The organism is Mameliella sp. CS4 (assembly GCF_019392335.1).
Lineage (GTDB): Bacteria > Pseudomonadota > Alphaproteobacteria > Rhodobacterales > Rhodobacteraceae > Antarctobacter.
Window position 1 is genome coordinate 419,496 of sequence record NZ_JAHXRQ010000002.1, and the last position, 13,878, is coordinate 433,373.

Annotated in this window: 11 protein-coding genes, 1 tRNA gene and 3 pseudogenes; 14 read left to right on the forward strand and 1 reads right to left on the reverse strand. The window is 63.6% G+C overall.

The features are described 5' to 3' along the window. Positions 1 to 17: 17 nt before the first annotated feature. The 8 genes and pseudogenes from KZZ07_RS05435 to tnpC all read left to right on the forward strand — a co-directional run. A complete protein-coding gene (locus KZZ07_RS05435) occupies positions 18 to 1,592 on the forward strand; it encodes a trimethylamine methyltransferase family protein (protein WP_219512738.1) in 1,575 nt (524 codons plus the stop codon). Between the two features lie 113 nt (positions 1,593 to 1,705). Continuing rightward, positions 1,706 to 2,308, forward strand: a complete 603-nt coding sequence (locus KZZ07_RS05440) for a heme NO-binding domain-containing protein (RefSeq protein ID WP_219512739.1) — start codon at positions 1,706 to 1,708, stop codon at positions 2,306 to 2,308. Further along, positions 2,305 to 3,303, forward strand: coding sequence for a GGDEF domain-containing protein (locus tag KZZ07_RS05445; protein WP_219512741.1), 999 nt, complete (start codon positions 2,305 to 2,307; stop codon positions 3,301 to 3,303). Before KZZ07_RS05440 ends, KZZ07_RS05445 begins: the two co-directional genes overlap by 4 nt. A 60-nt stretch (positions 3,304 to 3,363) precedes the next feature. After that, positions 3,364 to 3,438, forward strand: a tRNA-Gln gene (locus KZZ07_RS05450). Between the two features lie 353 nt (positions 3,439 to 3,791). Continuing rightward, positions 3,792 to 4,214 carry a hypothetical protein gene (locus KZZ07_RS05455; RefSeq protein ID WP_219512743.1) on the forward strand — a complete coding sequence of 141 codons (423 nt, stop codon included), beginning with the start codon at positions 3,792 to 3,794 and terminating at the stop codon, positions 4,212 to 4,214. Between the two features lie 280 nt (positions 4,215 to 4,494). Continuing rightward, on the forward strand, positions 4,495 to 4,809 hold the full coding sequence (locus KZZ07_RS05460) for a transposase (protein ID WP_370631073.1): 315 nt from the start codon (positions 4,495 to 4,497) through the stop codon (positions 4,807 to 4,809). After that, complete coding sequence (gene tnpB, locus KZZ07_RS05465; RefSeq protein WP_219512745.1) at positions 4,806 to 5,159, forward strand: IS66 family insertion sequence element accessory protein TnpB; 354 nt, start codon at positions 4,806 to 4,808, stop codon at positions 5,157 to 5,159. Before KZZ07_RS05460 ends, tnpB begins: the two co-directional genes overlap by 4 nt. 101 nt (positions 5,160 to 5,260) lie before the next feature. Next, positions 5,261 to 6,289 (forward strand): annotated as a pseudogene (gene tnpC, locus KZZ07_RS05470) (IS66 family transposase); the annotation flags it as partial. Between the two features lie 25 nt (positions 6,290 to 6,314). On the opposite strand, the pseudogene KZZ07_RS27595 reads toward tnpC, so the two are convergent. Continuing rightward, positions 6,315 to 6,461, reverse strand: a pseudogene (locus tag KZZ07_RS27595) (IS481 family transposase); the annotation flags it as partial. On the opposite strand from KZZ07_RS27595, the pseudogene KZZ07_RS05475 reads away from it, so the two are divergent. From KZZ07_RS05475 to KZZ07_RS05500, 6 genes and pseudogenes are all read left to right on the forward strand, one after another. Continuing rightward, positions 6,460 to 6,747, forward strand: a pseudogene (locus tag KZZ07_RS05475) (IS3 family transposase); the annotation flags it as partial. The pseudogenes KZZ07_RS27595 and KZZ07_RS05475 overlap by 2 nt on opposite strands. A 194-nt stretch (positions 6,748 to 6,941) precedes the next feature. Next, on the forward strand, positions 6,942 to 8,063 hold the full coding sequence (locus tag KZZ07_RS05480) for an aminodeoxychorismate synthase component I (RefSeq protein WP_219512747.1): 1,122 nt from the start codon (positions 6,942 to 6,944) through the stop codon (positions 8,061 to 8,063). Then, positions 8,021 to 8,668: an aminotransferase class IV family protein gene (locus KZZ07_RS05485; RefSeq protein WP_219512749.1), complete on the forward strand. Its 648-nt coding sequence runs from the start codon at positions 8,021 to 8,023 to the stop codon at positions 8,666 to 8,668. The genes KZZ07_RS05480 and KZZ07_RS05485 overlap by 43 nt, the downstream gene beginning before the upstream one ends. Positions 8,669 to 9,232: 564 nt before the next feature. After that, entirely contained in the window at positions 9,233 to 10,915 is a 1,683-nt protein-coding gene (locus KZZ07_RS05490; RefSeq protein ID WP_219512751.1) for an NAD(P)H-dependent oxidoreductase subunit E, read from the forward strand. A gap of 3 nt (positions 10,916 to 10,918) precedes the next feature. Beyond that, on the forward strand, positions 10,919 to 13,696 hold the full coding sequence (gene fdhF, locus KZZ07_RS05495; protein WP_219512752.1) for a formate dehydrogenase subunit alpha: 2,778 nt from the start codon (positions 10,919 to 10,921) through the stop codon (positions 13,694 to 13,696). Positions 13,697 to 13,724: 28 nt separating this feature from the next. After that, the coding region (locus KZZ07_RS05500) for a formate--tetrahydrofolate ligase (protein WP_219512780.1) at positions 13,725 to 13,878 on the forward strand (154 nt) is incomplete at its 3' end.

Consider the following 13,878-nt stretch of genomic DNA (forward strand, 5'->3'; position numbering starts at 1 on the left):
AGACACGGAGAGTCACCATGCCGGATGCCGCTGACGCTACCCTGACCGCCCGAAAACGCCACCGGACCGGGGGGCGCGCGGGCAACCGGCGCCGCGGTGGTGCGGCGGTTGAACAGATGCCCTGGCGTCTGCCCGTCAACATCGATCGCCCGACGGAACCGCTGGCAGAGGAAGGTGTGGAACGCCTGCACCATGCGACCATGCGTATCCTCGAGGAAATCGGGATCGAGTTCCTTCACCCCGAAGCGGTCGAGATCCTGCGCGCCGCGGGCTGCACCGTCCAGGGCGAGAACGTACGCATCGGGCGTGACATGGTCATGGAGCTGGTCGCCAAGGCCCCGGCGAAGTTTACACTCATGCCGCGCAACCCGGACCGCCGCCTGACGATCGGTGACGGGCATATCCTGTTCGGCAACGTTTCGTCACCGCCAAACTACTATGACCTGGAGATCGGCAAGAAGGTTTCCGGCACGCGTCAGCAATGCGCCAACCTGCTCAAGCTGACGCAGTATTTCAACTGCATCCACTTCGCGGGCGGTTACCCGGTTGAGCCGGTGGATGTCCATGCCAGCGTGCGGCACCTTGACGTCGTCTTTGACAAGCTGACGCTGACCGACAAGGTCATGCACGCCTATTCGCTGGGCAAGGAGCGGGTCGAGGACGTGATGGAGATGGTCCGCATCAGCCAGGGCATCAGCCACGAGGAGTTCGAGGCGGTTCCGAGGATGTACACCAACATCAACTCCACCTCGCCGCTGAAGCACGATTATCCGATGATGGACGGCTGGATGCGCATGGCACGGCGCGGGCAGGGGCTGGTGGTAACCCCCTTTACGCTCGCCGGTGCGATGGCGCCGGTGACGATGGCGGGTGCTGTGGCGCAATCGCTGGCCGAGGGGCTGGCGGCGGTGGTTCTGGCGCAGATCATCAACCCTGGTGTTCCCTGCGTGATCGGGACCTTCACCTCGAACGTCGACATGAAGACCGGGGCGCCGGCCTTCGGCACCCCGGAGTACATGCGAGCCACCCAGATGACCGGCCAGATGGCGCGTTTCTACGGGTTGCCGATGCGGTCGTCCGGGGTCTGCGCGGCCAACGTGCCGGACGGGCAGGCGATGTGGGAGACCGAGCATTCGCTCTGGGCGGCGGTGCAGTCGGGCACGAACATGGTCTATCACGCGGCTGGCTGGCTGGAGGGCGGGCTGGTTGCCAGCCCCGAGAAATTCATCATGGACTGCGAGGTGCTGCAGCAGATCCAGCGCTACCTCGAACCCGAGATCTGCGATGTCTCGGATGATGCGCTAGCGGTGGAAACGATCCGCGAAGTGGGCCCCAATGGCCATTTCTTCGGGGTCGATCACACGCAGGAACGCTACGAGACCGCCTTTTACCAACCCTTCCTGTCGGATTGGAAGAACTTCGAGGCCTGGGAGGCGGCTGGCGCCGTCTGGACGGCCGAGCGCGCGCATACGCTGTTCAAACGCATCATGGACGAGTTCGAGGCCCCACCGCTGGACGTGGCGATCCGCGAGGAACTGGAGGACTTCGTCGCGCGCCGCAAGGCAGAGGGCGGGGCGCCGACGGACTTCTGAGACCGGGTTTGGGGCCGCAGGGGTCTCTTGCGGAAATCCGGGCAATTGTACCTGTTTCCGGATTCTTAATCGCTGACCGCCATGCTCTGACCAAGGCGTTGAGGTATGGCAAGATGCATGGGTTGATCCTGCGGACCTTCCAGGTCTTTGTGGAGGATACATATGGCCCCGGGATATGGGCCAAAATTGCCTCGAAGGCGGGCCTTGAGGTGCCCGACTTCGAGGCGATGCTGAACTATGCGCCCGAAATCTACAGCGCATTGATCGGTGCGGCGGAAACCGTTCTGGACAAGCCCGCCGAGGCGATCTGGGAGGACGTGGGCACCTACCTTGTCTCGCATCCCAACAGTGAGGGCCTGCGCCGCCTGTTGCGCTTTGGTGGCGTCGATTTCATCGAGTTCCTGCATTCCCTGGACGATCTTCCTGACCGGGCTCGCCTGGTGGTCGCCGACCTTGTCCTGCCCGAGCTGGAATTGACGGACAACGGCAGCACCCAGTTCAAGCTGCGGGTGGGCGATGGCCTGCCCGGGTTCGGCTACGTCATGATGGGGGTCCTGCGGGCGATGGCCGATGACTACGGCGCGCTGGTTCTGCTGGATACCGAAAGCGGGCATCGAGGCGAACAATACCTGATGGTGACGGTCATCGAAACGGCCTATGCCGAGGGTCGGGAATTCGAACTGGCGGCCAGCGGCAGCGGGGGCGGCGAAGGATGAGCATGCTTCCCGAGGAAATCCTGCACCTGATCTGCCCGATGCACCTGCTTTTGGAGCCTTCGGGCCATATTCGCCAGGCCGGTCCGACCCTGCACAAGATCAGCCCAGATCCGCTGGAAGGCGCACCTTTCCTCGAGGTGTTCGAGGTTTTTCGGCCCCGCGCCGTGACCTGCATGAAACAGCTGCTGCAAACCGAGGGCCGCAAGATCCGTTTGCGGCTGCGCGGTGGTGTTCGCACGCAGCTTTATGGCGTGCTGGTGGCCGACGGGCAGGGCGGCGCGGTGGTCAACCTGTCGTTCGGCATCCACGTGATGAGCGCGGTGCGCGACTATGCCCTGACCAGTTCGGATTTTGCGCCCACGGATCTCGCGGTCGAGATGCTCTACCTTGTCGAGGCGAAATCCGCCGCCATGGATGCCTCCCGAAACCTGAACACCCGGCTTCAGGGCGCGATGGTCGCCGCCGAAGAGCGCGCCTTTACGGATACCCTGACCGGGTTGCGCAACCGACGTGCGCTGGACACGGTGCTGGAGCGATTCAAACGCGGACGAGAGCCCTTTTCCCTGATGCATATCGACCTGGATTTCTTCAAACAGGTCAACGACACCCTGGGGCATGCAGCCGGGGATCTCGTGTTGCGGCATGTGGCGCGCATCATGACAGAGGTGATCCGCAAGGAGGATACCGCCTTCCGTGTCGGCGGGGACGAGTTCCTGATTGTTTTCGCCGGTTTGATGCAAGCCGAACGCCTTGGCGAAATTGCCGCTGATCTTGTCCACCGCATCGAGGAACCTGTGACTTACGACAGGCAGGTGTGCCGCGTTTCCGCCAGTATCGGCATCGCTATCGGCACCGGCGGTATCGACAATCCCGATGAGTTGCTGGAGCAGGCAGACATGGCGCTTTATGCTTCCAAACGCGCGGGGCGCGCGCAGTTCCACTTCTTCGGAGAGGCCCCAGCAGAGGGTGGTCCGGCGCAGATGGCGGGCAAGTGAAATTCCTGAAACTTTGGTCTTGATCCCGCTGAAACCTCATCGTAAGTAGCGCGCCACGGTTGGGGTGTAGCCAAGTGGTAAGGCAACGGTTTTTGGTACCGCGTACCGTAGGTTCGAATCCTACCACCCCAGCCAAGATTAAAGCCCTGCCAAACTGGCGGGGCTTTTTCTTTTTCAACGGTTTCATCGGATTACGGGACCGTTTGCGATGCCCGTATTGGCTGCACGCCGACAATCCCGCACCATTTCCGGCAACAAAAACCGCAACATTGCGTGGGGATATGGCTGCCCGAATTATATCGTTTCCCGATCAGATGGCCAAAGCTTCCGTGGAGTTTTCCGGCGGGCCGAATCCGCGCCCGTCGATCTGGCCGCGGCTTGGGGATTGGGTTTCGATGACCCCGGCCATTGGCATCACCGCTGCTGCATGGGGTCGGTGATCTACAGTCTCGCCCGGTCAGTGCTGGCTGGCCGGTGAGGTGAATTCTGTGGGCATCGTGAACGACCGGGGCCGGTATTGCAGGGTCAAACGTGTCCCCAAACGCTTTGCCGGGCTGGTGTGCGGCGCCAATGGCAAGCCGGTCAGTCAGGTGCGGCAGGCGCTGCACACGGACAGCCTTCAAAAGGCCAGGGTCAAGGCGGCGCGGCTCGCCGAATGGGAGGCAATGCCCGCAGGGGACTCGGGCAGCGCCCGCAGGCATTGCAAGACCGAGCGGAAGCTCGCACAGGCCCGGGGCATTTCCTTCCACCCCGTCGAAGACCTGACGGCGGGCGATATCACCATTCTGGTCAACCGTATGCTCACCCTTGCCGAACATGGCCGTCTGACCGCCTCGCCTGCCGTCACCGGCGCGGTGCTGGGCACCGTGCCAAAGGTCATGCCGACGCTACCCGAGGTTCTGAATGAGTAATCCGAACTGACCAAGACCCGCCACCTCAAGAAATCCGATGCGCAGCGGCACAAGTGGACGCTGCCACCAGAGCGGGCGGTGCGCAATTTTCTTGACGTGACTTCGCTCGGGACAGGCAGAGCAATCGTAACCGCTGTTCCGCTTCCACCTTTCTGTCGCCTTGTTGATCTGAGATCGGCTTGTTGGAGGATGAACGAGAGGGAGTTTCTCCGTGGAGACTACGTTGGAGGTTCTCACTGGCCGGCGCGGTGTCCGCCGCAGTCGCAAGTGACCGAATGAGGTGAAGGCGCGGATCGTGGCGGAGACGCTGGCGCCTGGTGCCACGGTCAACGAAGTTGCTGCCCGGCATGGCCTGAAGGCGAACCATTTGTCGTCGTGGCGGACGATGGCGCGACAAGGCAAGCTCGTGCTGCCCGCCCCGGAGGAGGAGATGCAATTTGCCGGGCTGGTGGTTTCCGATCCCGAGCCGTCCGGGCCTGCCGCGGCAACTGCCGGGCCCGAGATCATCATGGGGCCGGTGACGATCGGCCTCGAGACCGGCGCCCCGGCGGAACGGATCGCGGCGGTCGCGCGTGCGCTGACAGGACCGGCATGATCTTCCCGTCGAACCGGGTGCGGATCCTGGTGGCGACGAAACCGGTCGATTTCCGCAAGGGGCATGACGGGCTGGCGGCGCTGGTGAAGACCGAGCTGCGCAAGGCCCCCTTTACCGGGACCGTCTTCGTGTTCCGCGCAAAGCGGGCGGATCGGCTGAAGCTGCTCTATTGGGGCGGTCCCGGGCGGATCATGGCCTGCAAACGCCTGGAGGAGCACAGCGTCACCTGGCCTGCCATCCGGGACGGGCTGATGACGCTCAGCCATGCCCAGTTCGAGGCGCTGTTTGCCGGCCTCGACTGGCGCCGTGTCCGGGCAATCTCGGCACGGACCCCGGAGGCCGTCGAATAGCTGCGGCAGATGACTCGGAAGGTGCTTTGCGGAAGCATGGGCGGCTGGTTCTGGTAGACGGTAGCCACGTTGTCCGCCGCCGACCTTCCCGATGACATTGCCGTCCCAAATATGCCTGCCGCTCCTGCATCGATGGTGTGGTGCAGGCTCCGGCGCCGGCACGCCTGATCCCCGGCGGGTTGCCGACCGAGGCAACCATCGCGCATGTGCTGGTCAGCGAGTATGCCGATCACTTGCCCCTGTATAGGCAGGCGCAGATCTACAGCCGCCAAGGCATCGACCTCGACCGCTCACCCCTGGCCGACTGGGTCGGGCGGGTGGCCTTCGAACTGTGCCCTGTCTTCGATGTGCTGATCGCTGACCTGAAGCGGTCGACCAAGCTGTTCATGCCCTCTCGGCAGATTGCTTCGCAATCGCCTGCCGGGGAACAGACGAGACCCGGGCCCCGGTGCTGGATCCTGGGCGGCGCAAGACCAAGACCGGTTACTTCTGGGCGCTGGCTCGCGACGACCGGCCATGGGGCGGAGATGACCCGCCGGGCGTGGCCTTCACCTATGCGCCGGGTCGTGGCGGCGGCCATGCCGAACGGATACTGGACCGCTTCGGCGGCATCCTGCGGGTCCCCTCCCAGCAGATTTGCTTTGCAAATCGCCTGCCGGGCAATGGATGGCTATGCTGGCGACAACCGGCTGATCGCGCCCGACCGCGTCGGTCCCGAAATGCGGCTGGCCTATTGCCGGGCTCACGCGCGTCGAAAACTGGTCGAGATCACCCGCACCGGTTCTGCGCCGATTGCCGAAGGTGGGGTGAAGCGCATCGGCGAACTCTATCGCATCGAGGCCGAAATCCGGGGCAGTGATCCTGTGGCCTGCCACGCCGCGAGACAGGAACACTCCGCACCGATCACCGCCGAGCTGGAAGCAGGGCTCAACCATCACCGTGCCCGTGTCGCGTCGAAATCGCCCTTGGGCGAGGCGCTGGAATACATCGCCAAATACTGGGACGGCCTCTGTCTGTTCCTGACCGATGGACGGGTCGAGCTGGACAGCAATGCCGTGGAACGGACAATCCGCCCCATTGCACTGAACCGGAAGAACGCACGCTTCGCCGGACATGATGCCGGGGCTCAAGCACGTGCTCCAGAAACTCCCAGGTCGAGGGCTGCAGGGCATAGAGACAGTCGTTCAGCGGGAAGAGCATGTGGCGCCGAAAGGCAACAACCAGTGCCTCCTCGGCCTCGTTGAGAACGGAGGACCGGGGTTCCTTGAGCCCAGTCTTCAAATCCTCGACCGTCTCGCGCTTTCACCACACGGACAGAGGCGGCCGATATTGCTTGCATGACTATCGGAAACTACTGCGCCAGCATGGCTTCAAAGTATTGATGAGCGGAAAAGGCAATTGCCATGCCATCGCCGCTGTTGAAACGGCCTTCAGGCCCCTCAAGGCCGGGTTGATCCGGCGCTGGTCATGGGAAACGCGGCAGGCCGAAACGGCGATCTTCGAATACGTCAACGGTTTCTACAATCCCCGACGCCGAGACTCTGCATCGGGCTGGAAAAGCCCCGTTGCCTTCGAACGGAAGGTGGCCAAAACGAGCACTTGGGGCGGCACGAAAGCGGGACAGGTCCAAAACCAAGGCCCTTCAAAACAACCGATGACGACAGCGCTTTCCTGCCGTTACAGCTCTGGTCGGATTTCCCTTGGGTGAAACAAATTGAACCAAGGGCGTTCCTGTTGTAACGCTCCCGACTCTGACAATGGGTCTTCCGGGCAGGGCGCGCGATGCAAATACGGTTCGATTTTGGCCCCGGCGTTGCGGCGGCAGAATTTGCACAGCCGTCACGCCTGATCCGTGCCGACTGGGCAGAGGACGTGCCGGCCGCACTGGTAGACCTGGATGCTGCGCGCAACGCGGGCCATTGGCTGGCCGGCTATGCCAGCTATGAACTTGGCTATGCGCTGGAACCGCGCCTTGCCGAACGGATGCCGGACATGCGGCGCATGCCGCTTTTGTGCTTCGGCGTCTATCCGGCCCCCGGACCGGCGCCAGCGTCTGCGGCAGGAGATTTTAGCCTGGGGGCCTTCCAGCCCGGTTGGGATGCCGCACGGTATGCAAGTGCCTTCGCGCAGGTTCACGACTGGATCGGTTCCGGGGATATCTACCAGGCGAACCTGACCTTCCCGCTTTGCGCTCCGTTTTCCGGTGATCTGCGGGGGCTCTATGGTGCGCTTGCAGCCCGTCAGCCGGTGTCGCACGGTGCGCTGATCTTGCAGACGGACGGTCCGGCCATTCTGTCGCGCTCGCCCGAGTTGTTTTTCCGTGTCGACGGGACTGGCCGCATCGCGACGCGCCCGATGAAGGGAACCGCGCCACGAGGCCGAACGTCAAAAGAGGACGCGGACCTGCGCGGTTGGCTGGCCGCAGACGAAAAGACCCTGGCCGAAAATCTCATGATCGTGGATCTCTTGCGCAATGACCTGTCGCGCGTCGCGCTGCCTGGAACCGTGTCGGTGCCGGAACTGTTCAAGGTGGAAACCTACGAGACCGTGCACCAGATGGTCAGCCAGATCGAGGCGCGGCTGGCGCCCGGGACCGAACTGTCCGACATCTTTCGGGCTCTGTTTCCTTGCGGGTCGATCACCGGCGCGCCCAAGATCCGCGCGATGGAAGTCATCAGCGATCTGGAGACGGCCCCGCGCGAGGCCTATTGCGGGGCCATCGGCTGGGCCGCGCCGGACGGTCGATCGGAATTCAACGTGGCGATCCGGACCCTGCTGGTCGAGAAGGGCAAGGCGGTGCTGAATGTCGGCGGCGGCCTTGTCTGGGACAGCCGCGCAGACAGTGAATACGAGGAGGCGCTGTGGAAGAGCCGTTTCGCGACGTTCCAGCAGGAACCGGCCTGATCGAAACCATGCTGTGGCAGCCGGGGCAGGGCGTGACTCTGGCGCGTCGGCACCGTGACAGGATGTGCCTTTCGGCTCGCAAGCTGGGGTTTCATTTCGATCCCGGGTCGTTTGACGCTGCCCTGGCAGAGATAGCCGGAGAGGGGCCTTTGCGGGTGCGTGTTCTGTTGCGCGGCGATGGGCGAATCGAGACGACCACCGCGCCCCTGCCACCGCCTGCCGGGATCTGGCGCATTGCCATCGCGCCAGAAACGCTCGAGTCGACAGACCCCTGGTTGCAGGTGAAATCCACCCGCCGGCGGCTCTACGATGATGTGCGCGCGGCTCTTCCCGAAGGCGTGGACGAGGCGATCTTTCTCAATGAGAAAGGGCATGTCTGCGAGGGGACGATTACCAACGTGACTGTCCGGCAAGGTGATCACTGGGTGACGCCGCCACTGTCGGACGGGGTATTGCCCGGTGTCATGCGGGCGCACCTGCTGTCCACGGGCCAGCTGCGGGTCGGGAGCGTGACGCCGGAAGACCTGCGGACCGCTACGGGTTTGCGGATGTGCAACGCCTTGCGCGGCCAGATCGAGGCGGAGCTGGTGGACTGGCCCAGTTGATCCGGTCAGCGCACAAGCCCGGAGACTGGTATCGCCCGGCCTGTCCGCGATGTCGGGGCCAAGTCGATTCTCCAGCCTGATTCCCGGCGGGTTCGAATTGCGGACAACGGGGCGTTTTCCCCTGTGATCGCGCGGCAGGGGCGGCCATTCCTACCGGTGTAGGTGGGGGCACAGCCGCTACATCGGGACGTGTCCCGGAATTTCACTGGCATTGTCGAGACGGCGCTGCGGATCGACCCGTCTCTGTCGCCGTTCCAAGGCTGCTGCTGACCTGGGCAGGCTTCGGAAGATGGAGACGGAACGGGCGGGTTGTGTTGTCCCGACAAGCCCAAGACCTTGGACCATGCGTCTGATTCAGAACGTAAAATCTATGATTTCTCTGGGGAGGCGCCCCTTTCGGAACGATGCCCGCACCGCCCGGATCTGTCGTGCGAATGGCGCTACTCAATCCTCGTTTGCAGTGCCCGAATCCCTCCGCAACCAAAATTTGGTGTTGACCGTGGGTAAAATAAATTGATTATTGGGAAAGTATTGAAGGTCTAAAAACCGAGAGGATCGTGGATCATGTCGCTCGATGACGTGGGTATCTGGAAGACAGGCCGAGGCAAAGGGCGCCACACGCCGAAAGGCCGTCAGTACGATGACGAAGCGCTGGCCGAGGTTCGCTCTCTTCTGGGGGATGCGCCGCGTCGGCGTGACCTGCTGATCGAGCATCTGCACCGGATTCAGGACAGCTTTGGGCATCTTTCGGCCCGGCATCTGCGCGCGCTGGCCGAGGAAATGCGCCTGAGCATGGCCGAGGTCTACGAGGTCGCGACCTTTTATGCGCATTTCGACGTCATCAAGGAAAACGAAACCCCGCCGCCCGCGCTGACGATCCGCGTCTGCGATTCACTGTCCTGCGAACTGGCGGGTGCGGAACAGCTACGCGCAGCTCTGGAAGAGGGCATGGACCCGGCTGAGGTTCGTGTGCTGCGGGCGCCCTGCATGGGGCGCTGCGACACGGCCCCGGTTCTGGAACTGGGGCACAACCACATCGATCACGCCACGCCGGAAAAGGTGAAGGCGGCGATTGCCGAAGGCGAAACCCACGCCCACGTTCCCGACTACCAGACGCTGGACGCCTACCGGGCTGACGGTGGCTACAAGGCGCTGGCCGAGTTGCGCGAGGGCGGCGACTGGGAAGCGGTGCAGGACAAGGTCCTGTCCGCCGGTCTGCGCGGTCTCGGCGGCGCGGGTTTCCCCTCGGGCAAGAAGTGGGGTTTCGTGCGCGCCAACCCGGGGCCGCGCTATCTGGCGGTCAACGGGGACGAGGGCGAACCGGGGACCTTCAAGGACCGCTATTACCTTGAGCGCACGCCGCATCTGTTCCTCGAGGGGATGCTGATCGCGGCCTGGGCCGTCGAGGCCGAGACCTGTTTCATCTACATGCGCGACGAATACCCCGCCGTGCTGGAAATCCTCCGCCGCGAAATCGCGGCGCTGGAAGAGGCGGGCATTGTCGCGCCCGGATGTATCGACCTGCGCCGCGGCGCGGGCGCCTATATCTGCGGCGAAGAAAGCGCGATGATCGAATCGATCGAGGGCAAGCGCGGCATCCCGCGCCACCGTCCGCCCTTTGTCGCCCAGGTCGGTGTCTTTGATCGGCCGACCCTGGTTCACAACGTCGAGACCCTGAAGTGGGTGGCCCGAATCCTGCGCGAAGGGCCGGAGGTTCTGAACTCTGTCGAAAAGAACGGCCGCAAGGGGCTGCGCAGCTACTCGGTCTCCGGCCGTGTGAAAAATCCCGGTGTCCACCTTTTGCCCGCCGGGTCGGCCATCACCGACATCATCGAGGCGGCTGGTGGCATGCTGGATGGGCACAGCTTCAAAGCGTACCAGCCCGGCGGTCCGTCCTCCGGCCTGTTGCCCGCCTCGCTGAACGATGTGCCGCTGGATTTCGATACACTGCAGCCGCACGGCTCGTTCATCGGGTCTGCTGCCGTTGTTGTCCTGTCGGACAAGGACAGTGCACGGGACGCGGCGCTGAACATGCTGCGGTTCTTCGAGGACGAAAGCTGTGGCCAGTGCACCCCCTGCCGCGCGGGCTGTGAGAAGGCGGTCAAGCTGATGCAGGCCGACCGCTGGGACCAGAGCCTGCTCGAAGAACTGAGCCAGACGATGGTCGATGCCTCGATCTGCGGCCTTGGACAGGCCGCCCCGAACCCGATCCGCCTGACAATCAAGCATTTTCCCGACGAGGTCTGAGCGATGAGCGAGACAATCACCTTCAAGCTGGACGGCCAGGACGTCACCGCCGAAAAGGGGATGACGATCTGGGAAGTGGCCAATGGCCGCGGTCTGAAGATCCCGCACCTCTGCCACAAGCCCGCGCCGGGCTATCGCCCCGATGGCAACTGCCGCGCCTGCATGGTCGAGATCGAGGGCGAGCGCACGCTGGCCGCCTCCTGCATCCGCGAGCCGCAAGACGGCATGGTGGTCAACACCGCCACGCCGCGCGCTGAAAGCGCCCGCAGCCTGGTCATGGAACTGCTGGTGGCGGACCAGCCTGTGCGCGAAGAGGCGCATGACCGGTCATCGCATCTCTGGGAAATGGCGGACATCAACGGTGTCGACGCAAGCCGCTTTCCCAAGCTCGAAGAGGGCCGCATCCCGCTGCTGGACGACAGCCACGTCGCGATGAGCGTCAACCTGGATGCCTGTATCCAATGCGGTCTTTGCGTGCGGGCCTGCCGCGAAGTGCAGGTCAACGACGTGATCGGCATGGCCGGGCGTGGCCACGATGCCTATCCGACCTTCGATTTCGCCGACCCGATGGGGGCCTCGACCTGCGTGGCCTGCGGTGAATGCGTTCAGGCCTGCCCGACCGGCGCCTTGATGCCCTCAACCGTGGTCGACGAGGCTCAGCATGGCGACAGCGCGGACTATGACAGCGAAACCGAAAGCGTCTGCCCCTTCTGTGGCGTCGGCTGCAAGGTCTCGCTCAAGGTCAAGGACGGCAAGGTCAAATACGTCGAGGGCATCAACGGTCCTGCGAACGAGGGCCGCCTTTGCGTCAAGGGCCGCTTTGGTTTCGACTACATCCACCACCCGCACCGGCTGACCAAACCGCTGATCCGCCGAGAGGATGCGCCGCCCAAGGGTCTGAACGTCGATCCCGGCAACCTGATGACCCATTTCCGCGAAGCCTCGTGGGAAGAGGCGATGCAGGCCGCCGCCGGTGGTCTGGCCAATCTGCGACAGGCGCATGGCGGGCAGTCGGTGGCGGGCTTCGGCAGCGCCAAGTGCACCAACGAAGAGGCCTACCTGTTCCAGAAGCTGATCCGGCAGGGTTTCAAGCACAACAACGTCGACCACTGCACGCGGCTGTGCCACGCCTCCTCTGTTTCGGCCCTGATCGAAAACGTCGGGTCCGGCGCCGTGACGGCCACCTTCAATGAGGTCGAGAACGCGGACGTTGCAATCATCATCGGCGCCAACCCGCTGGAAAATCACCCCGTCGCCGCGACCTATTTCAAGCAGTTCGCAAAGCGCGGCGGCAAGCTGATCGTGATGGACCCGCGCGGGCAGGGGCTGAAACGCCATGCCTACCAGATGGTGCAGTTCCGCCCGGGGGCCGATGTCAGCCTGCTGAACGCGATCATGAACGTGATCGTCGAAGAGGGGCTTTACGACCAGCAGTACATCGAGGCCTTCACCGAGAACTGGGAGGCCGAGAAAGAACACCTCAAGGCCTTCACCCCCGAGGCGATGGAGGCGATCTGCGGTATTGCGCCGGACGTGATCCGCGACGTGGCCCGCACCTTTGCCGGTGCCAAGGCGGGGATGATCTTCTGGGGCATGGGCGTCAGCCAGCACATCCACGGCACCGACAACTCGCGTTGCCTCATCAGCCTGGCGCTGATGACCGGCCATGTCGGTCGTCCGGGAACCGGCCTGCACCCGCTGCGCGGTCAGAACAACGTGCAGGGCGCCTCTGATGCGGGCCTGATCCCGATGTTCGTGCCCGACTATCGCTCGGTCGAGGATGACGCGGTTCGGGAAGACATCTTTGGCGTCTGGGGCCGGGACGAGGATTGGTCCAACAAGAAGGGCCTGACCGTGACCGAGATCGTCGATCAGGTCTACGCGGGCAACATCAAGGGCATGTATATCCAGGGTGAAAACCCGGCCATGTCCGACCCGGACGTGGACCACGCCCGCGAGGCCTTTGCCAAGCTGGAACACCTGGTGGTGCAGGACATCTTCTTGACCGAGACGGCCAACTTCGCCGATGTGATCCTGCCCGCCTCGGCGCTCTATGAAAAGAACGGCACCGTCAGCAACACCAACCGGCAAGTGCAGCGCGTGCGCCCGGCAGTGGCCCCTCCGGGCGAGGCGCGCGAGGACTGGGCGATCACCGTAGAGCTGGCGCAGCGCCTTGGCCTGCCCTGGGAGTATTCCGACGTTTCCGAGGTCTTTGCAGAGATGAAGCTGGTGATGACGTCACTGGACAACATCACCTGGGACCGGCTGGAAACCGAAACCGTGACCTATCCTTCGCTCAGCCCGACCGATCCGGGGCAGGCGGTGGTCTTTGGCGACGGTTTCCCGCGCCCCGAAGGCCGGGCAAAGTTCACCCCCGCCGCGGTCATTCCGCCGGATGAGGCGCCGGACGCGGCCTACCCTATGATCATGACCACGGGCCGCCAACTGGAACACTGGCACACCGGGTCGATGACACGACGCGCCAGTGTCCTGGACGCGGTGGAACCCGAAGCGAACTGTTCGTTGCACCCCAGAACGCTGCGCTCGCTTGGCGTGACACCGGGCGAGATGATCCGCCTGACCACCCGGCGGGGCAGCATCGAGATCATGGCGCGGGCCGACCGCGCCGTGTCCGAGGACATGGTTTTCGTCCCCTTCGCCTACGTCGAGGCGGCGGCGAACGTCCTGACCAACCCGGCGATCGACCCCTACGGCAAGATCCCGGAGTTCAAGTTCTCGGCCGTGAGGGTCGAGGCCTTGGCAAAAACCGCAGCCGAGTAATCCAAGCTCCAACCCACAGGGACTTAACATGGCACATAAAACGGATATCGAAATCGCCCGCGAGGCCAACAAGAAACCGATCCAGGAGATTGGCGACGGTCTGGGCATTCCGGGTGAGCACCTGCTGCCCTACGGTCACGACAAGGCCAAGGTGAGCCAGGATTTCATCAATTCGGTGCAGG

Excerpts from the sequence above, each read along its gene's own strand:
- KZZ07_RS05435 (WP_219512738.1), top strand. The coding sequence starts at position 18 with ATGCCGGATGCCGCTGACGCTACCCTGACCGCCCGAAAACGCCACCGG.
- KZZ07_RS05440 (WP_219512739.1), top strand. The coding sequence starts at position 1,706 with ATGCATGGGTTGATCCTGCGGACCTTCCAGGTCTTTGTGGAGGATACA.
- KZZ07_RS05445 (WP_219512741.1), top strand. The coding sequence starts at position 2,305 with ATGAGCATGCTTCCCGAGGAAATCCTGCACCTGATCTGCCCGATGCAC.
- tnpB (WP_219512745.1), top strand. The coding sequence starts at position 4,806 with ATGATCTTCCCGTCGAACCGGGTGCGGATCCTGGTGGCGACGAAACCG.
- KZZ07_RS05480 (WP_219512747.1), top strand. The coding sequence starts at position 6,942 with ATGCAAATACGGTTCGATTTTGGCCCCGGCGTTGCGGCGGCAGAATTT.
- KZZ07_RS05490 (WP_219512751.1), top strand. The coding sequence starts at position 9,233 with ATGTCGCTCGATGACGTGGGTATCTGGAAGACAGGCCGAGGCAAAGGG.
- fdhF (WP_219512752.1), top strand. The coding sequence starts at position 10,919 with ATGAGCGAGACAATCACCTTCAAGCTGGACGGCCAGGACGTCACCGCC.